Annotated in this window: 22 protein-coding genes; 3 read left to right on the forward strand and 19 right to left on the reverse strand. The window is 50.5% G+C overall.

The annotated features are described in order from the left end of the window. Positions 1 to 58: 58 nt before the first annotated feature. Positions 59 to 1,489 carry a cardiolipin synthase gene (cls, locus tag MHH82_RS27170; RefSeq protein ID WP_340968725.1) on the reverse strand — a complete coding sequence of 477 codons (1,431 nt, stop codon included), beginning with the start codon at positions 1,487 to 1,489 and terminating at the stop codon, positions 59 to 61. Positions 1,490 to 1,759: 270 nt separating this feature from the next. Between cls and MHH82_RS27175 the strand changes: the two genes are divergently transcribed. Further along, positions 1,760 to 2,731, forward strand: a complete 972-nt coding sequence (locus MHH82_RS27175) for a M23 family metallopeptidase (protein WP_015737306.1) — start codon at positions 1,760 to 1,762, stop codon at positions 2,729 to 2,731. A 35-nt stretch (positions 2,732 to 2,766) separates the two neighbouring features. Then, a complete protein-coding gene (locus MHH82_RS27180) occupies positions 2,767 to 3,186 on the forward strand; it encodes a bactofilin family protein (RefSeq protein ID WP_036665172.1) in 420 nt (139 codons plus the stop codon). 136 nt (positions 3,187 to 3,322) lie between these two features. Here MHH82_RS27180 and MHH82_RS27185 read toward each other — a convergent pair whose 3' ends face one another. Together MHH82_RS27185 and MHH82_RS27190 are read right to left on the reverse strand one after the other, a co-directional pair. Continuing rightward, positions 3,323 to 4,096, reverse strand: a complete 774-nt coding sequence (locus tag MHH82_RS27185; RefSeq protein ID WP_445661981.1) for an ABC transporter permease — start codon at positions 4,094 to 4,096, stop codon at positions 3,323 to 3,325. Continuing rightward, complete coding sequence (locus MHH82_RS27190) at positions 4,089 to 5,006, reverse strand: ABC transporter ATP-binding protein (protein ID WP_340968730.1); 918 nt, start codon at positions 5,004 to 5,006, stop codon at positions 4,089 to 4,091. The genes MHH82_RS27185 and MHH82_RS27190 overlap by 8 nt, the downstream gene beginning before the upstream one ends. 490 nt (positions 5,007 to 5,496) lie before the next feature. Here MHH82_RS27190 and MHH82_RS27195 point away from each other — a divergent pair, with 490 nt between their 5' ends. Continuing rightward, positions 5,497 to 7,290, forward strand: a complete 1,794-nt coding sequence (locus MHH82_RS27195) for a glycosyl hydrolase family 28-related protein (protein ID WP_340968731.1) — start codon at positions 5,497 to 5,499, stop codon at positions 7,288 to 7,290. A gap of 119 nt (positions 7,291 to 7,409) precedes the next feature. Here MHH82_RS27195 and MHH82_RS27200 read toward each other — a convergent pair whose 3' ends face one another. From MHH82_RS27200 to MHH82_RS27275, 16 genes are all read right to left on the reverse strand, one after another. Then, positions 7,410 to 8,345, reverse strand: coding sequence for an LCP family glycopolymer transferase (locus tag MHH82_RS27200; protein WP_036665168.1), 936 nt, complete (start codon positions 8,343 to 8,345; stop codon positions 7,410 to 7,412). A gap of 6 nt (positions 8,346 to 8,351) precedes the next feature. Then, positions 8,352 to 8,900 (reverse strand): VanZ family protein, encoded by a 549-nt coding sequence (locus MHH82_RS27205; protein ID WP_015737312.1) that lies wholly within the window; start codon positions 8,898 to 8,900, stop codon positions 8,352 to 8,354. A 34-nt stretch (positions 8,901 to 8,934) separates the two neighbouring features. Further along, a complete protein-coding gene (locus tag MHH82_RS27210) occupies positions 8,935 to 10,299 on the reverse strand; it encodes a sugar phosphate nucleotidyltransferase (protein ID WP_015737313.1) in 1,365 nt (454 codons plus the stop codon). 34 nt (positions 10,300 to 10,333) lie between these two features. Beyond that, positions 10,334 to 11,566, reverse strand: a complete 1,233-nt coding sequence (locus tag MHH82_RS27215; protein ID WP_340968734.1) for a glycosyltransferase family 4 protein — start codon at positions 11,564 to 11,566, stop codon at positions 10,334 to 10,336. An 11-nt stretch (positions 11,567 to 11,577) separates the two neighbouring features. Continuing rightward, on the reverse strand, positions 11,578 to 12,867 hold the full coding sequence (locus tag MHH82_RS27220; RefSeq protein WP_340968736.1) for a hypothetical protein: 1,290 nt from the start codon (positions 12,865 to 12,867) through the stop codon (positions 11,578 to 11,580). Then, positions 12,864 to 14,048, reverse strand: coding sequence for a hypothetical protein (locus MHH82_RS27225; protein ID WP_015737316.1), 1,185 nt, complete (start codon positions 14,046 to 14,048; stop codon positions 12,864 to 12,866). The genes MHH82_RS27220 and MHH82_RS27225 overlap by 4 nt, the downstream gene beginning before the upstream one ends. Positions 14,049 to 14,104: 56 nt before the next feature. After that, complete coding sequence (locus MHH82_RS27230; RefSeq protein WP_015737317.1) at positions 14,105 to 14,953, reverse strand: glycosyltransferase family 2 protein; 849 nt, start codon at positions 14,951 to 14,953, stop codon at positions 14,105 to 14,107. Further along, entirely contained in the window at positions 14,943 to 15,743 is an 801-nt protein-coding gene (locus tag MHH82_RS27235; protein ID WP_015737318.1) for a glycosyltransferase family 2 protein, read from the reverse strand. The genes MHH82_RS27230 and MHH82_RS27235 overlap by 11 nt, the downstream gene beginning before the upstream one ends. Further along, positions 15,740 to 17,200 carry an oligosaccharide flippase family protein gene (locus tag MHH82_RS27240; protein WP_251498470.1) on the reverse strand — a complete coding sequence of 487 codons (1,461 nt, stop codon included), beginning with the start codon at positions 17,198 to 17,200 and terminating at the stop codon, positions 15,740 to 15,742. Before MHH82_RS27240 ends, MHH82_RS27235 begins: the two co-directional genes overlap by 4 nt. After that, positions 17,197 to 18,195 (reverse strand): GDP-mannose 4,6-dehydratase, encoded by a 999-nt coding sequence (gene gmd, locus MHH82_RS27245; protein WP_009590886.1) that lies wholly within the window; start codon positions 18,193 to 18,195, stop codon positions 17,197 to 17,199. The genes MHH82_RS27240 and gmd overlap by 4 nt, the downstream gene beginning before the upstream one ends. Continuing rightward, positions 18,192 to 19,151: a GDP-L-fucose synthase family protein gene (locus tag MHH82_RS27250; RefSeq protein ID WP_015737320.1), complete on the reverse strand. Its 960-nt coding sequence runs from the start codon at positions 19,149 to 19,151 to the stop codon at positions 18,192 to 18,194. Before MHH82_RS27250 ends, gmd begins: the two co-directional genes overlap by 4 nt. A 27-nt stretch (positions 19,152 to 19,178) precedes the next feature. Then, the gene (locus MHH82_RS27255; RefSeq protein ID WP_251498473.1) at positions 19,179 to 19,883 is read right to left on the reverse strand and encodes a sugar transferase; all 705 of its coding nucleotides are present in this window, start codon (positions 19,881 to 19,883) and stop codon (positions 19,179 to 19,181) included. A gap of 16 nt (positions 19,884 to 19,899) precedes the next feature. Continuing rightward, entirely contained in the window at positions 19,900 to 20,793 is an 894-nt protein-coding gene (gene galU, locus MHH82_RS27260) for a UTP--glucose-1-phosphate uridylyltransferase GalU (RefSeq protein WP_015737322.1), read from the reverse strand. Positions 20,794 to 21,018: 225 nt separating this feature from the next. Next, positions 21,019 to 21,780, reverse strand: coding sequence for a YveK family protein (locus MHH82_RS27265; protein ID WP_009590440.1), 762 nt, complete (start codon positions 21,778 to 21,780; stop codon positions 21,019 to 21,021). 296 nt (positions 21,781 to 22,076) lie between these two features. Next, a complete protein-coding gene (locus tag MHH82_RS27270) occupies positions 22,077 to 22,574 on the reverse strand; it encodes a DUF1854 domain-containing protein (RefSeq protein WP_015737323.1) in 498 nt (165 codons plus the stop codon). Then, complete coding sequence (locus MHH82_RS27275) at positions 22,571 to 24,709, reverse strand: ABC transporter ATP-binding protein (RefSeq protein WP_340968743.1); 2,139 nt, start codon at positions 24,707 to 24,709, stop codon at positions 22,571 to 22,573. Before MHH82_RS27275 ends, MHH82_RS27270 begins: the two co-directional genes overlap by 4 nt. Positions 24,710 to 24,735: the final 26 nt, after the last annotated feature.

The raw sequence follows: 24,735 nt of genomic DNA on the forward strand, positions 1-24,735 counted from the left end.
TTTATCCTGCTTTTTACTCGGATTTCCGTCATTCTCACATCTCATGTAAAATATACTTTTACAGCAATGGCGACAGCATCCTGCACATAATTTCGGCCGCTTTCTGCCATCTTCCGCGCTGACGGAACACCTCCGCATCAATAAGCCTGCTATGTTGCAGATCTTCCTTAAAATCCGAAACCAACCGCTCAATAGGCAGCCGATCAAACAGCACAGCCGTCAGCTCGAAGTTACAGAAGAAACTCCGCATATCCATATTCGCCGTACCGACCGAACCGAGAAGCTCGTCCACAATGAGCACCTTGGCATGGATGAACCCTTTTTCATACTCGTAGAACTTGACTCCCGCTGCCAGCAGCTCTTCCACGTAGGACAAGCTTGCCATCTTGACGAGGCGGGAATCGGCGTGATCCGGAATAATGATCCGTACGTCCACGCCGCTCACCGCAGCCGTCTTCAGAGCTTCATAAATTCCTTCATCGGGAATGAAATACGGCGTGGTAATCCATATCCGTTCTTTGGCCACGGAAATCGCCCCGAAGCACATTTCCTGAATGGCATTCCAGTTCAGATCCGGTCCGCTGCTCAATATCTGCACTTGCTCCTCCCCGGGGCATTGATGCTCCGGAAACAGCCCGAAATCCGCAATGCGCTCTCCGGACGCGAGCTTCCAATCGTGCAGAAACACATTTTGCAGAAAATAGACCGCATCCCCCTTTACTTCCAGATGCGTGTCGCGCCAGTAGCCCATATTCGGATATTCGCCAAGATAGTCGTCCCCGACGTTAATGCCGCCCAGAAAACCGATCGTGCCGTCCACGACGACGATTTTGCGGTGGTTCCGGTAATTGATTCTGCGGCTGAACATCGAGACCATGGCGGGCAGGAAGAAATAGAACTCCACTCCCGATTCTTTGAAGCGCTGAATGAATGTTTTCTTGAGTTTATAACTGCCCAGCCCGTCACAAACCAGGCGCACCTTGACGCCTTCCTGCGCTTTTCGAATCATGACGTCCTGAAACTTCGTGCCGATCCGATCATGGCGAAAGATGTAAAACTCCACGTGAATGTGATCCTTGGCCTCCTCCATGGCGTTCAGCATGGCCTCATACGTCTCTTCCCCATCGGTCAACACCCGGCTTTGATTACAGCCCGTGATGGGACTCTCCGACAAGTGATTGAGCAGATTGAACAAACGGTCATTATGATGAAAGCCGGGATTGTTCATATCTCCTTTTCTTCGGACGACCGCCGCCCGATCCCACAAATGCGCCCTGATTTCCTGAAACAAACGGGAACCCCGCTTGCGAATCTTCAATCGCTTCTGGTAATCCTGCGCCACAAAGAAATAGAGTACAAACCCGATAAAGGGGAGGCAAAATAAAATAAACAGCCATGCCACGGCCTTGGACGGATTTCGAAACTCAAGCAGCAGCACCGCAACCATCTGCAAAATAAAAGTAATAAGTGCAACCAGAAGCCACACCATATCGGCAGCCTCCTCACGATGAATAATATATTGAGCAGCCCTTTGTCAAAACGTTTGAAATGAAAGACAAGCAATTAACTACACTACATCATTGACCAATTCCATATGTATTTATTCAATTACCCAATGCGGCGCCATACTGAATAAGTTCTCTTATCTAATAATTTTTGACATGTTCTTCGAAAGAATAGAATACATACTAGATAAGGAGTTGGCCAAGTCTAGCGGGTGCCCTTGTAAACCATAAATAATGCATGGAAGGGAGATGCCATGAAAACCGCACACCGTAAACAACGCTTAACCTTGCTGGTGCTTCGGGATGCCCAGCATTCAGTCAAACAGGTCCATCTGTCCAAACCTTTGATGATAGCGGTGCCCGCGGCCGCTATTTTGTCCATCGCCGGACTGATCGTTTCCCTCCAGATCCAGTCGGCTCAGACCATCTCGGGGCTGGAGCAGCAGCTGACGCTGAAAAGCCTGGAAGCCTTAAAGATGGAAGTGACGGTCACCGATAAGAATGAAGCCATCGAACGCCTAAATAAAGCGATCATTCAGCTATCGGGTGAAGCAGAGCAAACGAAGGTCCAGATGGAGCGCGTTCAGCAGCTGGAGCAGGAGCTTCAGCAGTTTATTGAGAAGCACGGCAGCCTGTCCGGCCAGACCTCCTCCATCGCTGACGAGGATAAGCAGCATGTCGGCGGTGAATTCATTGCCGTTCATGAGAATGAAATGTTAAACCTCGCCAGGGAGACCCAGGATGATTTCGAGAACATGCAGCAGTTGATTTCACGCATGGAGCAGCATATTCCGCGTACGCTGGATCAGGCCCAGGAAACCCAGGAAAGGCGTGAGGGCACGCCTTCATTATGGCCGACCACCTCCAAGCGGCTCACCTCGAATTTTGGTTATCGAAGCGATCCTTTTACCGGCCGCTCGGCCTATCATGCCGGCATCGATATTGCCGGGAAAACCGGCGATCCTATCTATGCCGCAGGTGCCGGCGAGGTGACGGCAGCGGAACGCAGCGGGGCGCGGGGGCTGTATATCGTCATCAGGCATCCGAATGGTCTGGAGACGTGGTACATGCATCTGGACAGCCTGGACGTGTCGGCAGGCGATCATGTCGAGCAGGGCGAAACGATTGGCAAGCTGGGCTCCTCCGGGCGAAGCACGGGCCCTCACCTTCATTTCCAGGTCGTCAAAAACAATCAGACGATTGACCCTTTGCCTTATCTGCAATAAGCACACCATCCATTTTCGAATAGGAGGAATGACAGATGAAGAAGAAAAACAAGAAGAAACGGGCGTCAGAGCGGACCGATACGCTGATCGGGCCAGGAAGCGAAGTGGAGGGCGTCCTGCAATGCGAGGATGACCTGAGGATCGACGGCCGCTTTAACGGCTCCATCGAAAGCCAAGGCTGCGTCACCATAGGCGAAGCCGCGATCGCCCGCTCCAATATTTCCGCTCGGGAAGTCATCGTGGCCGGCAAGGTCTATGGGGATGTGACGGCGGAAAATAAACTGACGATTACGACAACGGGGCAAATGTACGGGGATGTTCACGCCGCTTCCCTTATCGTTATGGAGGGCGGGCTTCTTCACGGGGCAAGCCGGATGGACCAGCAGACCTCTTCTCAGGAAGCCTCGGAATCGACTAACACCACACTGCCCCTTCAGCGTCCGGAAGCAGGTTAACCCGGCGTATGGACGACCACCCGAATTCGAACACGATATCCGCTTCGGCCGGATCCTACAGCCGACACAATCAAAGAGCCCCTTCTCATCCATGTGACCCACACGGCGGAAGGAGCTCTTTTCTCATCGTTATGAATTATGCTGCTACGTCTCTCTTGGTGAAGGCCAGCCACGAGACCAGCATGAACAGTAAGCAATAGACGGCCAAAATCGCTACGGAAAAGCCCAGCCCCACGCCTCCCGGCCCGACCGGCGAGCTGATGTACCCGCTCAGATCGGTGTGAAGAAAGAGCAAATACTTCGCCCATACAAACCGCTCCGGGTTAAAGATAAAACCGAAGATATCCTTGGTGAACAGGACCAGCAGCGATAATCCAATCGCAAGGCCGCCTGAACGGAATACCGTGGAGAGCATAAATGCAATCAGCGAAATGACAAACACCTGGATCGTATCCGTCAGCAGGAGCAAGAGGGAATTGCTCATGGGCGATCCATCAAATCCGTCCGAGAATCCGGCATTGCCGGAGAACAGCAGCATCGAGACAGCGGTGCCCACCACCATGGTGATTCCCGCACAGAGCAGCCCGAACAGACACAAGGCGGCGAATTTGGATAACAGAATCTTCCCCCGGCTCCACGGCCGGATCAGCAGCAATTTGATGGTGCCCCCGCTAAATTCCCCGGCCACGATATCCGCGGCGATGACAACCGTGAAGATCGCGCTGAGGTATATGGTGAAACTCTCCGTCCAAGTGAACACGGTCCAGACATCCATCGGCGCATCCGTCAAGTACAGCATGACAGGCATGGCCGCATTAAATAAGACAAGTATGCCCAGCATGACCCATGTCCGCACGCGGTAGTAAATTTTCATATTCTCATTGGCAACAAGACGGGTAAAGTTATTCAACAAGAGATCCCCCTCCCGTCATTTCCAAAAATTGATCCTCCAGCGACCGGGTTACCGGCTGTATGGCATATACGCGTATGCCCGCTTCGACCAATGCCGCATTGATGTCCGCAATCATATCCCGGTCACCGCGAACAAGGACGCGATGCTCCCGGGCTATCGCCTGGTAGTCCTGGAGGAGCGCTGCGGCGGCGTCCGCGTCGCTGACGGTAAATGCCGTCTCTTCAAACATCCGCTCTCCCCCGTCCGTGCGAAGCTGCCGGATATCGACCAGCTTGCCGTGACGGATGATGCCGACGGTATCGCACATCAGCTCCATTTCCGACAGCAGATGGCTGGATACGAAGACGGTGGTCCCTTCCTCCTGCGTCAATCGCCGCAAATAATCACGCAGCTCCCGAATGCCCTGAGGATCCAAGCCGTTCGTAGGCTCGTCCAGGATCAGAAGTTTGGGCCGGTGCAGCAGCGCCTGTGCCACCCCGAGCCGTTGGCGCATCCCCAGCGAATAGGTCTGCACCTTCTCATGGATCCGGTTCCCGAGCCCGACGAGTTCCACCACTTCGTCGATACGCTCCTTCGTAATCCCCTGCATCATGCGTGCAAAATGCTTCAAATTATTGTAACCGGATAGAAACTTGTACATTTCCGGATTCTCGACGATCGCCCCGATCTGGACAGCAGCCTGCTCATAATTTTTCCGAATGCTGTATCCCCCGATGGTTATATCCCCTTGGGTAATGGACATCAGCCCGACCATCATGCGGATGGTTGTCGTCTTGCCTGCCCCGTTCGGCCCAAGGAAACCGAAGATTTGTCCAGGTGCGATATCAAAGGTCACATCATCTACCAGAACCTTCGACGATATTTTCTTCGTAACCCCGAGCAGTCTTACCAGCGGTTCCTGCTTCATGTGAATTCTCCTTTGCCCCTAACGAAACAAGTTCAATATTCCCCATTATACACAATACCAGGCATGAGTCTAATAGACTCCGCTCCAAGCCGTCTGAATCAGTCAATCATTCAAAGGTCCTGCGCCATGTAAAATAGCTCATTGGATGCAGCCGTTTTGCACTTTCCACATATGCCCATAGGCATATCGTATCGATAGAAACCGGTTTTAAACACGCTGACTCCCTCGATCATCGACACGATCCGACGACAACATATACAGTACATTTTCAGTTCATTTTCCATGAATGTTCCACTCCCAATGAGAAATGGCTTGATATAATGGTTGTTGATACAGAATGTATCCTAATAAATTTGCACACTTTTGTCAAACGAAAACATAAATATTTCTTGGCTATTTAAGGACAATTAGGTGAATTGGCATCACTCCGACCGATGCTTGATCATATTTTGTATGAGGATAACATTCCGACAGATGGGAGGGTACGAAAATGCCTGTACTGAACAGTCAAGCCAATGTGAAAAATTTCGGTGCAAAAGGTGATGGCGTTTCAGATGATACGTTAGCCTTCCAACAAGCGATCCAAGCGTGTGCCTCCGGTGCATATTCCGTCATCTATATGCCTAAAGGCCGATATCGAATAACGCAAACCTTGGTATTACCGAAACAGGAAAGGCCCAACACCAACGCCACGCAAGGAATTGGACTTACCATCTACGGGGACGGAATGTATGATAGCGGTATTATTTATACGGGAACAGACTTTGCCCTATACAGTGATAAAGACATGGCCGAGACTATCTTATTTAGGGATTTTTATATTAACCACGCTGCGGGTGGTGGCATCTATCTGCCGCAGGGCGCACACCAAATGTTTGAGCGTTTCTTCTCAAGCGCATGCGGTGAAGGAAAATTCGGAGTTTATATTCAGGGGATGCGAAGCGGGACGAATCCCACCTCGGGCTATGGAGGCTATATGATCTCGTTTCGCGATTGCCGTTTCTGGCAGGAGACGGGTTACTTGGGTACGGGCTTAAAGTTAGAGGATATTGTGTTGTGCACAACGATCGATAGCTGTTTCTTCTCCAGGTCTGTGCGAAATTACCCCCATCTGGAAATTGTGAATTCGGACAGCATTCATATTACCTCAACGGCCTTTGAGAGGAGCGAACAAACCGTCCCCCCTGCTTCTCCTGCAGAGGGACGCACCGAGGAAGATGTCATGAGGGATGCGATTGCGGCGAATCAAGTGATGACCGCCCCACTCATCAAGCTGGATAATGCCCGTGCCGTTTCGATCGAAGAATGCCACGCGGAAGCGACCTATGAGAGCTTTGTGGGAATTTACGGACATACGTCAGGCGTGTGGATTGACGGATGCCGTCTAGATCACTATGCGATCACGGATTACAATCCCAATAAAGGATACATCGTCACCGTAGATCCGGGTTCTACGGCATCGCAGGATATCATCCTCGGACCGCGTAACTACCGGATTCAAGCCAATCATCCCAATACGACACACGGTACGCTTATCAAGGACCCTGTCGGCTGCGTAGTTGTCGAGAATATCGCGGACCGCACATCATTTCGGGATGCATTCTATTTAACGGAACGACGTACCGTACCTTATATCGGCTCCTCTGGCCATAACCTGCTTCGAAACCCGTCTCTCAGCGCCATGTTTACGAATGATGTCCCGTATTCCGTCGAACCTGACCCGGGTTTTGCCTTTAAACAAGCGGCTCCATCCGGCTGTATCGTCACCCAAAGTTCAACCGGCTCAAAGACCAAGCTCCGTATGAGAACCGTAGAACGTCTGCATAAGCATGAATATTACACCTTCGTGCTGTCTGGCACGAACCTGTCGGGGAAATCAACGCCGCTATTTATTGATGTCGGCGGGGACACCAACGATCTGACTCTTATTCTTCCTTCCGGCTCCGAACGCTTTACCATTACGAAAACGTTCAAGAAATACTACACGGACATCGTCGACCTCGTGGTATACGAGCCGCTTAATCTCCAAGTCCATTCGATATTCGTGCTGCCGAATCTGGTAAATAACATTCCTTACGGGGAGGAAACGATCGCGAGTTCGGCCGTCTTTACCGAATTGGTTCGCTCCAGCAGCATGATCCTCAGTCCGTTGCCTGCGATACCGGCTGCTTCTGCTGCCCACCGCGGCCGAATCATCATGGTTGAGGACAGTAACGGGGTAGATTCGCTGTATATTTGCAAACAGCGTTCTAAAGGCGTCCATTCCTGGATCAAGTTAGGATAATCGATGCGATGATCATGATGCAATACAATACGGAGAGGGTGAAGACTTAACGTCTTCCCCCTCTTTTCATGCCCGCTGTTTCATTGTCAGAGCCATTAAGCATCCATGCACTCATCGTCTCATTCGTTTCGATCCATATGCTCTTTAAGCAGTTGATGGATACGCTGACGTTCCTTCTCGCTCACTTGATAATACCAGACACCGCCGATCTTCTGCCCGCCTCCCTGAATTTCGATCTGTTTGATGGTTTTCATATCCTGGCGATAGTCGGTTACAAACGTCTTCATTTCATCAAATCGGACGTCTGTCTTTACGCTTGACCCGACCTCCTTAAGCAAAGCTTCAAGCTTGAAGACCGTTGAAACGTCAAGCGCGTTGTTCAACACTTCTTTCACGATTTGACGCTGCCTGGAGTTCCTGCCTAAATCGCCGCGGGGATCCTCATAACGCATCCGTGAAAAAGCCAATGCTTCCCGGCCGTTCAAATGCAGCCGTCCCTTGGCAAAATGATGGCCCTCATAATCAAATGCCAACGCGTTATCAATATCGACTCCGCCAAGCGCGTCTATGATGTTCGCAAAGCCCTCCATGTTGACTTTAACGTAATAATTTACCGGAAATCGGAGCCATTCCTCAACGGTCCGTACGGACATTTGGATGCCTCCGAACGCGTAGGCATGATTGATTTTATCCTCCGTGCCGCGGTCCGCGATGACTGTACGAGTGTCTCGAGGAATGTTAAACATCAGGATCGACTGTTTCGACGGATTGACGGACAGCATAATCATCGCGTCCGACCTTCCCCGGTCATTCGGACGTTCGTCTACTCCCAGCACAAGCACCGTAAAGGGCTCGCGCCGATCAATATCCGCCGTCTGGATTTCCTGCAGGATGGGATCGGCTGTTATAAAAGCGGGAGGCGATGAGGGTTCCCGCTGCTCATAAATTTGTTCAGCCGTCGCTTTGACGGACTGGTACACATACACACCATAACCGCCTGCCAACACGGTCAGACTCACGAGCGCTCCCGCCGTAATCTTCAGCCATTTTTTCATGCCTCGTCATCCTTTCCGATCTAACACTTCCCTCGGCCTCGATTTCATAGACCTCCAATATGTATATGCACTGACCAGCGTTATTCCGACCAATGCGGCAATCGAATCCAGGACAACATCCTGTGCCTTAAAGATACGGTACCCTGATGTGCTTTGATGCAGCTCGTCGCTAACGGCATACAACGCGCACAAGCACCATGACACAGGTATGACTATGCTAGCCCTGATTCGCAGCAAATTCGTCAACAGCAGCAGCAACAAGCCACCAAGGACGAAGTATTCCCCGATGTGGGCTGCCTTTCGGATAAAAAATTCAACAAAACCGGGCACACCCTTGGCATCGATGCTGACGATCTCTCCGGCATAAGTAAACGAAACCCATGAAAACCAATGTTCAATCGCCGCCTCTGGCAAGTGCTCCTGCAGCCACGGCCTTAGATCCTGCTGCTGGTACGACTGGGAGGAGAAGAAAAAAATGATGCTCATCCAAACGAAAACGATGACGATGATAAACAGGAGCCTCCTGCTCCTGTAGCTGCTTCTGTTTCTGCCCACGGCATTCTCCCCCGTCATGAAATTACCTTTGTCCTTAGACGAACTGGGTCATCTCTTCCCATTGAAAGGTTAACCGGATCGTATCCTCCTCCGATACTTCGGTACCGGATTGAACCTCAATGAATTCAAGATCTTCAAGCGCGCGAATCCCATGCAGGGTGCCGGCGGGTATTTTGAGCACATCCCCAGCCTGAACGGACTTTACCTGGTCTTGAATGCAGACTTCACCTGTACCGCTGGTGATCGTCCAGTATTCTTCGCGATGCAGATGATAATGATAGCTGGAGTTCTTTCCTGCATCAATCCGAATCCGCTTGGTAAGAACCTCATGTCCGTTCTTATGCTTTTGCAGATCGAGTACACGGTACCATCCCCAGCGGCGTTCCTCATACATGGGTCGTTGTTCGATATGAGAAATAAATTCCTTCAACCGCGGGCTGGATGATTTCTCGGTAACCAGGATGCCGTCTGCGCCTGTGGCTACCACGACATTGGAGAGTCCCAGCACCGCTACCGGAATATCCAGTTCATTAATCAAATGGGTGTTGTAGCAATCGTCGCTGATGGTCCCTTTCCCGTTGATCGGCGATGGAATCTCCTCTGTAAGCGTGTTCCAAGTGCCCAGATCCTTCCAGCTCCCTTCATAAGGAACCACCACGACGCGCTGTGCCTTCTCGATCACCTCATAATCGAAGCTAATCTTCGAGAGCCTTGCATACTGTTTGGACATTTCCTCATATTGAATCGGCAGTCCCTTATCGATCAGAAGCTGGATCAGATAGTCCAGCTTAAAAGAGAACACGCCGCAGTTCCAATAAGCGGATTGAGCGATGTATTGCGAAGCCTGCTCTTCGCTTGGTTTTTCTTTAAAGCTTTTTACGTTGCGGTAACCACCCGAGGCATCCTCCGTCTGTTCAGGGAGAATATAACCGTACTTCTCCGAAGGATAGGTTGGCTTGACCCCCATAAGCGCTATATCCGCTCCGGACTCTTCCAAAACGCGATCCAAAGAAGATAATGTATGAAAGAACGGCTCCTCCACAAAAGGATCTACCGGCAGTACGGTAACTGTTTCCTGTAAATTGACGTTGGCTATGGAATACAGATACACGGCGGCTAGCGCGATCGCAGGGAACGTATCTCTGCGCTGCGGCTCTACGATGATCGGCACCCTGCCGGGAAGCTGATTTCGAATAATTTCAATCTGCGAAATGCCTGCGGCTATAAAGGATGAATCCGCCAAGTTGCTCCTCTGCAATTGCTTCCAAACGCGCTGCACCATGGACTCGGATTCTCCTTCTTCTCCAGGGAGCACCTTAAGGAACTGTTTGGAGCGAAGCTCGTTGGAGAGAGGCCACAGACGCTTACCCGAACCGCCGGACAATAAAATAATCTTCATCTTACTACTTCCCTCCATCCTTTTATCACAGCATCTATATGGACTGCAGGAGCGTCCGGTATTTGTCGATTGACTGAGCCTTAGCAAGATACCGTTCCAAATACAATCTTCCGCCACGTCCGGTCAATTCCAACGTTTCCGTACCGCATGCATACATATTCGCTATGTGCTGGGAGATTTCGTGGTATTGTTGCGGTTCCACAACGACTCCGCATCCGCTTTCCTTAATAAGGACGGCGGCTTCGCTTCCTTGCTCAAGAACGCCGAGTATCGGCTTTCCGGCGGCCATGACGCCGTAGATTTTGCTTGGAACCGAGACGCCCTTGATCCCTTTCTGATTGACGACCAAATGGACATCCGCAGCGCATAGAGAGTATTTGATGTTTTCTTTAGGCTGAAACGGAAGGAAGCGAACATTCCCCAATCCCTTCTCTTCCACATATCGCTGCATCTCGGGCTTCATGGCGCCATCTCCGATAAAAACGAACAGGATATCCGGATGATCCTTAAAATCCGAGGCGACCCGTATAATGTTCTCCAGATCGTAATAAAGACCGAGATTCCCCGAGTACATCACGATAAATTTCCCCTGCAGATCATGATCTTTCAAAAACTTCGTCACGTTAGCATCGCTGCGGGGCAGCGGCGTGATATCCTGCTCGTCGGTCCAGTTATTAATTACGCTGTTGCTCGGTACCCTGCGTCCTCGAAAGCGGCTGTTCAGCGTCTCTTGCATGTCCTGTCCAACCGTGATGATATGGTCGGCTATGCGGCAGCTCAAATTATCCATTCTCTTGGCCAGACGAAACAGCCATTTTCGATTCGTGTAACTGATAGCTTCGGCTTGCTCCGGATTAAAATCCATGATGTTGTAGATGAGTTTTCCGCGTTTCAGCACCTTGCCGATGGCGCCAATCAATCCGCCGATAATCGGAGGAGAAGATATCGTATAGATGACATCCACTTTCTTAATGCGAAGCAATGCGATAACAGCCAATAGAAAATAGGAGAGAATAAACAGGATGCGGCTGAATTTGCTTCGCTTATTCACTTGAGGAGTACGAAGACGGATAATCCGTATACGTTCCAGTTGATCGTATTCAAACATTCTTTTCTTCTGGACGTGGTTTGCGTTTTCCGGCTGAACGGCGATAACCGTCACATCAAAATCATGCTGGAGCTCCAAACAAAGTTCAGTTAGCAGCTGCCCGGACGAAGCATAATCCGGATGAAAATAATTGGCCACAAACACGATTTCTTTTTTCATTTCATGTCCCCTTACTGTCTTGGAATGTTCTTTTCGCCGCCTGAATGAACGCTACCGGGATCCTTATGTATCAAACAGATCATGGTAAGGATCATTCCGTACGACAAGGTTTTATAGCTGACCTGAAACAACAAGCCGATAATGACAGGTACAAAGGCTGCCAGCATGTAGGGGAGCATGGTGATCGTAAACCGCTGAAGAGCCCTATACAGGATCCAGATCAGATAAGTCATCAACACTGCAATCCCGATCAGCCCTCCCTTGAGCAGGAAAAAGCTAACCGCCGAATGAGTGTAGGATACAAGAATGTTGTTTACCGCCGGATCGTGAAACAGGCCTCCCCACCCTACTCCCAGCAGCATGGAATACGGAGAGGCGGACGTTTCAGCCAGTACGGCGGCGAGCTCATCCGTCTTTCCGTTCGCGCCGAAATCCTCCTGTTTGGATACCAACAATTCAAATGAGTTGGATATTTGCTCCTGGGCAAGCATCCCTGCGGCGACAAGAATGATCAGACCGATGATCAGCTTATTCATCGATTTGCGCGAGCTCACAATGAAGTAAACGGCAAAGCACAGCATAGCAAGCGCAAGCGGTGCGCGCTGCGCAACGGCCATGAGGGACCCGAGGGCCAGGAAACCGCCAGACAGCATCACGAGGCTCCCCAGCCAGCGAAACGGGCTGGAGCTTTTCCACGTATGAATCGCCATGATGGGAAGAAATACGCCGGCAAACGAAACGCTGGGATCATACGGAAGATACAAGAAATTATCAAAGTAATACATTCTGCCCACTTCGAGAGGGGAAATCTGTACAACCACGTAGAATCTGATGGATAAAATAACGCCCATTACGGAGATGATCCAAGGCAATATCGCAAGCCAATTGAGCGTTGAGCGTTTCATTGCCGGCAAGAGCAGGAGCGGAACGAATAGATACACACACGGAATCAAATCGCGAATAATATCCGTCATATCCCACCCATAAACAACACCGCCGTTCAGAAGCCCAATCCACAGCAAAAAGAAGAAGCCGGCATGAATAACGACAGGCACGGTTCCGTAATGGCGATATAACGAGAAACCGCCGCCCATAACAATGATTCCGGTCGGGATCGACACAAACAAGATCAGAAGAACAGCAATCAAAGCTTCTGTGATGCCGGGCTCCGCTGGAAAAGGGGAACTGAACAAGGCATATAACAGCAATGCTGCTATAAATCCGAATCCCCCCAAGTTGGCCACTGAGCTTCTGCCCCGATTATGCAATGTATCCGCAGGGAAACTCAGATTGTGATTCATGGGATTGACTCCTTATCTTTTAAGATCAGAACGGTGAGGAGCATTCCGTAGGAGAGCGTCTTGAAACTGGGCTGGAACAACAATCCGATCATGATCGGAACCCCGGCTCCAAGCATGTACGGGAGATTCTGCATGTTCACACGCTTTAAGCACTTCCATACAATCCAGCTCAGATAAGCCAAAAAGACTGTAATGCCGATAACCCCTCCCTTTAACAGGAAGAAGGTAAACGCCGAATGAGTAAACGAGACCTCGGACATGTAGGTCGGATCAAAAAACAGCCCCCCCCAGCCTATACCAAGCAGCAGCGTATACACCGACTTGGACGTTTCTTGAAGCACAGCCGCCAATTCATCCGTCTTCCCGTTCGCTCCGTAGTTCACCTGCTTGGATAACAGCAAATCAAACGAGCTCGTGATCTGCTCCTGGGCCAGAATCCCGGCTCCAATCAAGATCACGATAATGACGATCAACTTCCGTACAGACCTTCCGGAACTTACGCCGAAATACACCGCAAAGCATAGGGCAGCCAACCCGAGAGGTGCCCGCTGCGCTACGGCCATAAGCGAACCTAACGCCAAAAAACCGCCGATCAGCATGGCCAGGCTGCTTAGCCAACGGAGCGGATTCGTGCTTTTCCACGTATGCACGGCCATAATCGTCAGGAAGACGCCGGCAAACGAAACGCTCGGGTCATAAGGCAAATACAGAAAATTATCAAAATAATACATTTTCCCGATATCCAGCGGCGAAATGCGAACTTCCATATAGAATCTGATCGATAAAATAACGCCCATAACCGCAATGAGCCACGGAAGAATTGACAGCCATTTGAATTTGGAACGATTCATTGCGGGAAGCAGCAATAAAGGGACAAACAAATATACGCATGGAATAAGATCACGCAGGATATCCGTTGAATCCCAACGATAGATGACGCCTCCATTCAGCAGCCCCAGCCACAGCAGCACAAAAAAGCCCAGATGCAGCGGCATGGGTACGGTGTCATATCTGCGATACAGCGTAAAACCGCCGCTCATGACCAGAATTCCTGTCGGAAGCGAAACAAACAATACCAACAACGCCGCAATCACCACTTCCGTTATGCCAGGATTGGCTGGAAAGGGCGCGCTGAAGATAGCGTAAATCAAGAGGGCCAGAATAAAGGCAAGCCCCCCCATAATTCCTCCTCCAGTCGGGACCGGGGACAACTGATTACCGATAGCAGTACGGCCGTTCATGTCCCCTGGCTTACTTTCCGGAGCTCCGACATCTTGATTCCGATCTGCCAGTAATAAACCGAACGTGCGAAAGCATAGTGGAAGCCGGCGGAACCATCGAGAAACCCAAGCTTAATGATATAAGAGTGTATAAATGCAACCGCCCACTTCAAAGGCATCCGGTCAAACAGCTTCTTCTGGAGGCTTCGGATGAAAATTTGGGATTCGTTCAGGTTTCGAAAACCGCCATTGGTGCGCACCACCGCCTCCCAATCCGAATAACGGTTATGCTTCGCGAAATAATCAAACAGGGAATCATGATCATAGTGCACCATACAGCTGCTGAGCACCCCGGTACTTCCATCAATCTGAGGCTGATAATGCCCTTCCACTTCCCACATGTTCGACGCCGACAGATCGTCATGATCCAGAAATCTGCCTAACCGGCGGTGGAACAGTACCAGCTTATACATCCTGTGCCCGTGCTTCAGTACCTTGTTCATGAATACATAGTCATACGCCACGAAATAGCCTGCCGCCAAATCCCGCTTTTCTTGAAACAACCCCTCCATCTCGGCGACCAGCCGGGGGGTGGCTTCTTCATCCGCATCCACGTAAAACACGTAGTCATTGCGGAACGGCAGCTCCTCAAGGCACCATTGCTTTTTCTTCGGATATTGGCCATTCCATGTAAAATTGATGACATGTGCACCCATTTCCCGTGCAATGGCACATGTTCGATCCGTGCTGTTGGAATCCACGACGAACACCTCGTCAAAAGCGGATACCGAAGCCAAGCACTTGGCTATGTTTTTTTCCTCGTTCTTCGTCATGATAATGACGGACACCGGGATTTTATTTTTCATAGGAGAAGCGCACCCTCTTATAGAATTTAGGAAAGCTATGTTTAACCAAACGAACGCCCCATTGCAGCAGCGCGATCGCAGCGCGGAGGACGATTGGCATCCCAAGAATGGTTTTACGGATAAACCACTGGTCCCGCTGGCCTTGTTTATGCTGGGTTTGGGAGATACCGCCCTGCTCAAAAATGCATATGGGTTTACGGAGGTACGCTGCGGTCCCGCCCTGCAACAAGAGTTCCGCTGTCAGGGCATAATCCGCTCCGATCGGGTATTCCAGACGATATCTGATGCCGCTCAAACTCCCCCGCCTGAAAGCCATGGATTGGTGATGCGTAAACATGCCGTACCACATGCGCTTATGACTGCGGGCCGCCTTATACAACAGTTCACCCGACCGTGCTTCTTCAAGCGCATCGCCATACAGCAAATCGGGGAGATGATGCTGGATAGCTTGCACACGAAGCCGTTCGCCAATCGTATCATCATAAAATCGATCGCCGGAATTCATGAAGACAACATACTGACCATTGCAACATCCCAGCCCTTTATTCATAGCATCATATATCCCTTGATCCGGTTCACTGACAAAGGATACTCGTTCATCTTCAATATTCTGAAGAAAAGCCAGCGTGCCGTCATCCGAGTTGCCGTCAACGACGATCCATTCGAGCGAGCAGGATTGCGACTTCACGCTTTGCCACGTTTTGATCAGACCCTGTAGATTATTTCTGCAGACCGTGACTACGGAGAGAAAAACTTCAGATCTGTCTTCTACCCATTGAGTCCGTATCATTTGTAACTGGCTCCCTTTAATCGAACTTGCTGTTCCATGTTTTTGTTCCTGCCCGCCAGACGCATCAACTGACGTATCAGATCAACGGGGTGGAAATGCACCGAAATGCCGAGTCTTCGCCGCACCTCTACCCACATCCAACCGTTCTGCGCAAGCAAACCGCATACCATCACGACGGCAAGCGCAAACGGTCCCCATGCATGAACGACCGTCACGGCCGCAATTACCGTCACGACACTGGTCATCAGCGTGATTCTCAGCATGGCCCGCTCATGGCCGGTTAAGGTCAGAAGGAGTCCTGAAGGGCCTGCGAATAAATTGATGAGCTGACCCAGCGACAAGACGGCCAGAATGGCATGACCTGAGCCATAGGCAGATCCAAATGCCAATTGAAGCACTTGCTCGCCCATCAACATAAAAACCATTCCAATGACGATTGCGGGCAGCGTAGATATGCCAACAATGATCCGGCCGGCATTTTGAATGCTCGGGAACTGGCCGCTGCCGAAATACTTGGAAATGATGCTTGTCATCAGCGTATTCATCAACACGACGAAGAAATTAAGCACGGCCATTAAGCGTACGGCTGCACCATAAATCGCCACTTCGCTCTCATCGTAAAAAACGCCCAGAATCCAGATATCGCTAGAGGTGAGCATGAACAGCGCGACGTTCGAAGCCATCATCGGGAGAGAGACGGCAAGCAGCTGCCTGGCGTTTGGCCCATGATCTGCGGCCGGCTCATTCGTTGGGTTCCGGAACCCTCCCTGGAGAAGCTTCAGCAATCTCCAACCGGCGACGAAGCAGCTAATCCCCATGCAGACCGTAACCAAGATGAGCGCATGCTCCAACGATAAGGATGAACGCCCCAGCCACATCAACAACCCTAAACCTGCCAGCATGAGAAAGTTGGACAAAACGCCGCTAAACAATGTAGCCTGCCTCACATCACCGTGTCCCCGAAAGGTTTCGGCCATTACATTTTGCAGAACCGTTAACATGATCCACAGCCCGGTCCATAACGCAGCCGATGCCATAATTTCCGAGCCCAAAACCCCTCGAAGCAGCGTCAGCTGCAGGAATGTATACAGTATGCCTGTACCGGCTGCTCCGATCATCGCAATCTTCAGAGACAGCAGCGCGGTTTTACGGGCCCATGTCTGCTTTCCTTTCTCCCTCTGCTCGGCCAAAAAACGTATGATGCTCTGGTTCAAACCCAGCGTGCCCACCACGCCGCCAAAAAAGGCGATATTGAAAGCCATCAAATAGGCGCCGAAGGCTGCCGTATTCAGTACCCTGGACAGTAAGATATTAATGAGCAGCGCGGACCCCGCAAAGAATGCCCGCCCTGCAAATATCCACAAACCGCCGTTGACCGTTCGATTACGGGTGAGTTTGCGAAGATCGTGAAACCTTTCTAACTTATGCCGCGTGCTGGACGATCGTTTGCTTCTCACACGTATGCCGCCGACAGCGCTTCTTGGTATTTGATCTCTGCGCGCACCCGCTTCATGTCCTCGTCTACCATCATCTTAATCAGCTGTTCAAAGCTGACCTCAAGCTCCCACCCGAGCTGCTCTTTAGCTTTTGTGCAATCGCCAAGGAGCAGGTCAACCTCTGCAGGACGCACGAATTCGGGATCAATGACGACGTAATCCTCGTAATGCAAGCCCACGTAAGAGAAGGCTACCTCGAGGAGTTCCCTTACGGTGTGCATTTCGCCCGTTGATATCACGAAATCGTCGGGCTGTTCTTGCTGGAGCATGAGCCACATGGCTTTGATATAATCCCCTGCAAACCCCCAATCCCTCAATGCATCCAGATTCCCCATTCGCAGCTCCTGCTGCAAACCATGTTTGATCCGGGCAACGGCATCCGTGACCTTCCTGGTAACGAACTCCAATCCCCTTCTGGGCGACTCATGATTAAATAAAATGCCGGAGCATGCGAACATCCCGAAGCTTTCGCGATAATTCACCGTAATCCAATGGCCGTATACCTTTGCTACGCCATAAGGGCTCCGGGGATAGAAAGGCGTTGTCTCTTTCTGAGGCGTTTCCACGACCTTGCCAAACATTTCGCTGCTGGACGCCTGATAGAAACGCGCCTCCGGCTTCACCAGCCGGACCGCCTCCAGCATATTGGTTACGCTGATCGCCGTCATTTGGCCCGTTGCCAGCGGCTGCGGCCAAGAAGCGGCTACATAGGACTGGGCTGCCAGGTTATACACTTCGTGCGGATCGGCGATACGGACCGCTTCGATTAACGAGGCGAGATCGGTCAGATCCCCGGATATCCAGTGAATCTTATCTTTAATATGGGTCACGTTCTCGTAATTGGGTGTGCTGGTCCGGCGGCGCAATCCAAAAACCTCGTACCCTTTGCTTAGAAGAAACTCAGCCAAATACGAACCGTCTTGACCGGTAACGCCAGTGATTAATGCTCTTTTCATATTGATCCTCCAACGGATTTACTGTAGATCTGTTGCGATTCTAAATAGTGCTCATAGGTTCGGGCCAATCCTTGCTCAAGGCTGATCGACGGCTTCCAGCCGAGGGCTGTCAGCTTGCTGACATCCACCAGCTTTCTGGGTGTACCGTCGGGCTTAGAGGCGTTATAGACAAAACTTCCGTCATAACCGACAGTGGAGGCTATGCTCTCTGCAAGTTCCCGGATGGACACATCCTCTCCGCAACCGATATTGACGATTGTATTCTCCTCGTAATGCTTCATCAGGAACAAACAGGCATCGGCAAGATCGTCAGCGTAAAGGAATTCGCGCTTCGGCTGACCGGTACCCCAAATTTCCACCTCGCGTTGACCTGTCTCCTTAGCCTCATGTATCTTGCGCAGCAGCGCGGGAAGAACATGGGAGGTTTCCAGATCGTAGTTATCGTTCGGGCCGTATAAGTTCGTAGGCATAGCCGAAATGAACCGGGTACCATACTGCCGATTGTACGATTGGCACATCGTGATTCCCGCGATTTTGGCAACGGCATAGGGCTCATTGGTAGGCTCCAGGGCGCCGGTCATCAAATATTCTTCCTTCATTGGCTGCGGAGCCAGTTTGGGGTAGATGCAGGTAGATCCGAGAAAGAGCAGTTTTTTTACCCCGTACCGATAGGAAAGATCAATGATATTATTCTGGATTAGAAGATTGTCCCGTATGAAATCCGCTGGGTAATCCCGGTTCGCAATGATACCGCCGACTTTGGCGGCAGCTAGAAACACATACTCTATCCCTTCACTGCTGAAGAAGCGTTCCACGCGATCACGTTCACGCAAGTCCAGCTCCTGGCTGGTACGGGTAACCAGGTTGCGATATCCTTGCAACTCCAATGCCCTGACAATGGCAGATCCCACGAGACCGCGATGACCAGCCACATATATTCGGGAATCCAAATTCATAACCGCCATCTCCTTTTAAGTGGTTGTTCAAAAAGCATCTTTGGACCCCATGAACACCCGGACCGTCTTGAACAGGATCCGAATGTCCTGGGTCGTGGATTGTTCACGGATATACCTTAAATCCAGCTCCACCATTTCGCGGAACCCCAGGGCGTTTCTGCCGCTTACCTGCCACAAGCCGGTACAGCCCGGAACCACGCTCAGCCGCTGCATGTCGTAAGGGGTGTAGGCTTCTACTTCCGCAGGCAGTGGCGGCCGCGGTCCGACCAGGCTCATCTCGCCTTTCAGTACGTTCCACAGCTGCGGGAGTTCATCCAGGCTCGTTTTTCGAAGAATGCGTCCCACCTTCGTGATCCGTGGGTCGTTCTTCATTTTAAACATGGCACCTTCAACCTCATTTAGGTGAACCAGCTTCTGTTGAAGCTGTTCCGCATTAACGACCATGGAGCGAATTTTGTACATTTTGAACGTTTTTCCGTCCTTGCCTACCCGAATCTGCGAGAACAGCATCGGTCCTCGGGGGCTTTCCACCTTCATGCACACGAAGATGATCATAAACAGAGGCAGAAGAAGAATAAGGCCAACAGCGGATAGCACGGCATCCGTCGCCCGTTTCAACCGGAAGTACCCTAAACGGGGCTTCACCGGGAAAGAGCTCGCACCTGTCATCACGGGAAATTCTTCGGCTGCAGCGGTTTCCAACGTTCTTGTTTCCATCGTTTCGATATTCATGGCTTGATTCAATCTCCTATCTAGCCAACGTTCGGTTCTTATGTATCATTTGCTCAAGTCCGTGCAAAAGGGGAAGCCGCAGCTCCTCTTTCATCAACGCGAATTCAACCGATGTAAGAATGAACCCGAGCTTTTCCCCGACATCATAGCGCGTACCTTCATATTGGTAGGCATACACTTCCTCGATTTCAGTCATTCGCTGAATGGCATCCGTTAGTTGGATCTCTCCGCCGATTCCTTCCTCCATCTGCTCCAGGTAAGAGAAAATCGCCGGGGTCAGAATATAACGTCCCATGATCGCCAGATTAGAAGGTGCGTCCTCGGCTTTCGGTTTTTCTACCATTCCTTGCACTCTGGACAGTCCTCCGATGGTGGGCACCGGATACGGATCAATGATTCCATATCGGTGTACTTCTTCAGGAGATACGTACTTAACGCCAATCACGGAACTCCGGGTCTGTTCATACTGTTCGATTAACTGCTTGATGCACGGTTTCTCGGCACGAACAATATCATCCCCGAGCAGGACGGCAAACGGTTCGTTGCCTATGAATTTTCGTGCGCACCATACGGCATGCCCCAGCCCTTTGGGTTCTTTCTGGCGAATATAATGAATGTCCGCCATGCGAGAGGGCCGCTGCACCTCATGAAGCAATTCAAGCTTCTTGGTCTGCCTAAGCTTATGCTCCAGTTCAAATGCATGGTCGAAATGATCCTCAATCGCCCGCTTGCCTTTGCCTGTAACGATAATGATGTCCTCGATACCGGACTCAATCGCTTCTTCCACAATGTACTGGATCGTAGGCTTATCCACGATCGGAAGCATCTCTTTGGGCATTGCTTTTGTAGCTGGCAAGAATCGAGTACCCAGTCCGGCAGCAGGAATGATAGCCTTTTTAATGGTTGCCATTGTCCGTTCCTCCTCTATCCTAATTCGTTCGTTTTACCGGAAAATTGGGTATTCCATGTGAAGCTCTATGTAAACAAGAGAGGGCATCTAACCCTTCCTCACTTTACGCCATCGACGATGAACGTCTAAGCCATCCTGTTTGACGGATGCCCACAGCATAATCGAGTGCCTACGGTGGTAGAGGTTCAGTAGGCATTACCTGATGTATGCTTTAAGTAACAACGTTTATTCGGACGCGTTAACGATGGCCTTTCCGGAACCGGGCGGTTCAACCGGACTGCGTCTTGATACGGAGCTGCCTCTCGCTTTGAAGTCACTTGACTTGAAGTGCTGTATGACGGCCAGTGTCGGAAGTCCGAGAACCAGTTCAACCTCTTTGTCGGTGCGGATGGAATCATCCAAATATTCGAGCAAGAAACAGAAACCTATCGACAGCATCAGCGACACAACGAAAGCAATCACGACATACAGCAAAGGACTTGGAGTGACCGGTCTGGGATCGGCGTTATTCTCGTAGAGGATGGTGATGTTCCCGCCGGGAATGATAGAGGATATTTCGGATTTGAATACGTCGGCAACGGCCGTCGCTACTTTGAGCGCGCCATCGTAACTATAATCCCTGACGGATATCGTCATGACAGGTGTATCCTGTACGGTATCGACCACCATCATATCCATCAGGTCTTTCACGGTCAGCTTCAATTCCGGGTGCTGTTCCACCACTTTTTCCAGAATCACGCTAGTTCCGATAATTTCTTTGTATGTATAAACCAGACGCATCCCCATATCCATATCATCTGAACTAAGGACAGACTTTTTTTCTTCGGTCTTATTGGTCACGATCATCTTGTTGCTTGCTTCGTACTGGGGTTCAACCATTCGATAACTGTAAAATCCAACGAGTACGCAGACTACGGCAACCACGAGGAGAATTAACCACAGCCTTTTCTTCAACACGGTTGCATACTCTTTAATTTCAAGTTCCACTGAATTTCCTCCGTCCATAAGCAAATGTGCTTCCGTAGATACATTTTGTATCATTTAGCATCTTCAATTTACGATACAATTCGTATCGTGTCAATACTGATTTGGTCTTATTTACCTACAAACGATACATTTTGTTACACAATCAGAAAGTAAATTCAGATCTTTCAACATGATTTCTAGGCATGTAAGCGTACACAAATATAAATGCATGGCCGAAACAAAAAAGAAAAACGCCCCCATTCGGCAGGCGTTTACATTTTTTGGTACTCTATTCTCTCATTTGTGAGTCGTTATAACTAATTGATCTTATTCCAATAGAGCTTGCTCTGTTTGTCGAGACGTGTAACATCGCGGAGGACGTATCGTCTGCCCTCCGTATCCTTGATTGTATAATCATTCTCCGAGAGGAAATCGATGCTCTCTTGCGGCTGGTCTATGCGAAATGAGATCCTGCCATACGTCGTCTCCACTTCCCATAGCCAATTCCTGCCCCGGCGCTTGATTCCCATAATTTTCAATATTTCGGGAATCAAATAGCTTCGCTGCAGTTCTTCCCTGGCAGCCGACTGGCTTTTCTTATCCAGTTCATCCAGCGAAAGGATAAAATGAACCTCTTGATCCAATGCAGAGCGTACAGAAACGTACCCCTCCGGCTTCGTGACCGGAAATGTCAGAACAAGGCGCACTTTACCGATTGTCTCTCGGTTTTTTTCCGCCTCTAGTTCGCCTCTCCCGTTACGATAGAGTCGAAGACTTTGGTCCTGAGCCCATACTTCCCTTCTCGCTACCATCATGTAGCAACCTCCTGCATCGGTATCCATTCGTCTTTCGGGGCTTTCGCCTGCGCTGCATGAAGCAAACGATGATATACCCCTTGGCGTCTCAGAAGCTCTTCATGGCTTCCACTCTCGACTAGCCTCCCTCCTTCAAGAACCAGAAGCCGATCCGCTCGCCGAAGAGTCGACAGCCGATGAGCAATGACAAGAGTCGTTCTGCCTTGAACCACCGTATCCAGCGCCTCCTGAATGACAGCTTCGGTCTCCACATCGACCGAGGAGGTCGCCTCATCTAAGATCAGAATCGGAGGATCGAGCAGCACGGCTCTGGCAATCGCTATACGCTGCCTCTCTCCTCCGGACAACCGATGCCCTCTCTCTCCTACCTTTGTCTCATAGCCGTCAGGGAGGCGGCATATAAAGTCATGCGCATTTGCGGTCCTTGCCGCTTGAATAATGTCCTCTGTACTGGCTTCGGGACATCCATAAGCGATATTCTGCGCTATGGTCCCATCGAAGAGGAAGGTTTCCTGAAACACTACCCCAATATTTCTCCTTAACTCCTCCTGCTTAATGCTGGTAAGCCTTCGTCCGTCCACATAGATGTCCCCCTCGTCCGGATCATAAAATCGGCACAACAGATGGATCAAGGTCGACTTCCCCGCTCCTGACGGACCGATGATGCCTATCATCTCGCCAGGTGCTATTCGTAGGTTGATCCCTTGGAGAATTCGTCGATCTTGCGTATAGCCGAAAGCCACCTGATCATAGACGATTTCGCCTTGAACGTTGTTAAAGCTCGGAGCTTTCTCGTCATCCTTCACTTCAGCAGGCGTTTGAATCACCTCAAAGATTCGTTCGGCCGATCCCAGCACCTCATTGATCCAGCTGGCGGATTGCGCCAGCCATTTGACAGGACCGAAGAACATGATCAAATACGATGCATATGCGCTTAATGTTCCGACAGTCATGCTGCCTTCCAGCACGCTCCGTCCTCCGGCAAACCATACGAGGGCTGCAAACAGTGAAATGAATAACGTGAGTACCGGCGTCATGAACATCCATAAGTTTTGAATTGAAATCATGCGATGAACATATTTTTGATTGACCTGATCAAAGCGTGCTTTTTCAGCATGTTCCTTGGAGAAGGCTTTTATGATTCGTATTCCCTGAAGAGCCTCCCCTACCATATTTTGAACGTGAATGGACGACTGCCACTGGGCATACCACATGTCCCGGACTTTCGGCCACAGTCGCATCACAACGATTCCAAGCGGCGGCAGCGGCAGAAGGATCATCAGGGTCAAGCGCCAATCCAAATAGAACAGCATTCCCATAATAAAAATAGCGGATAAAAATTGAGAGGTCAGGTGAACAATCCCTTGGGACATAAAATTCTTGAGCGCATCCGTATCCTGATTAATGCGTCCGATATATTGAGATACCTGCCGATTATCAAAAAAACGCATCGATTGTTTCATCAGGGCATGAAACATATCTCTGCGAATCTCCCCAAGGAAGCGTCCACCGATCCTAATGGCCGTATAACCTTCGATCATCTGAAGCAATGCCTGCAGAATATACAAACCGGCGAGCATTGCGGCCAACCATATCAATGACGCGGAATCCCCGTCTGAGCGAGTAGGCGATGATATTTCATCAATGATCCATTTGATTACGTAGGGTGGTGCCAGGGATACAAGAACGGTAACGATTACGATGATACCCATCATCATGATAGAAGATCGATAGGCTCTGCTCCGCTGAAGAAGATGGGACACCGTACTCCATTTCGGATTGCAGCGCATGCAGAAAGCGGAAGCTGTCCGTTTTGCGCGGCCGCAGCGGTCACATTTCCCCTTCTTTTCATCCAAATCGCCGCATTGGTCCATACGATGCGGCGATGAATCCGTTATCCACTGTTCGACTTGCGGCAGAGCCTTGCGACAGGACTCAAGGTACGGTTCCGTGAATCGTAAAATTTCAACCGGGCCATCCGCAGTGCCAGCGACAAGACAACCACCGCCGATGACCTCAACCAGGTCGATGTTCATCATTTTACGCTTGGGAATCTCCAGTAATTCCCTTCCTTCCCGATCCAGCACCTGCAGCCTGGAAGCTGTAAACACAAGCTGCAACGGTTCAAAACGCACATCACGATTGAAGTCTCCGTGCAATA

The sequence above is a fragment of the Bacillus sp. FSL K6-6540 genome (genome assembly GCF_038007545.1).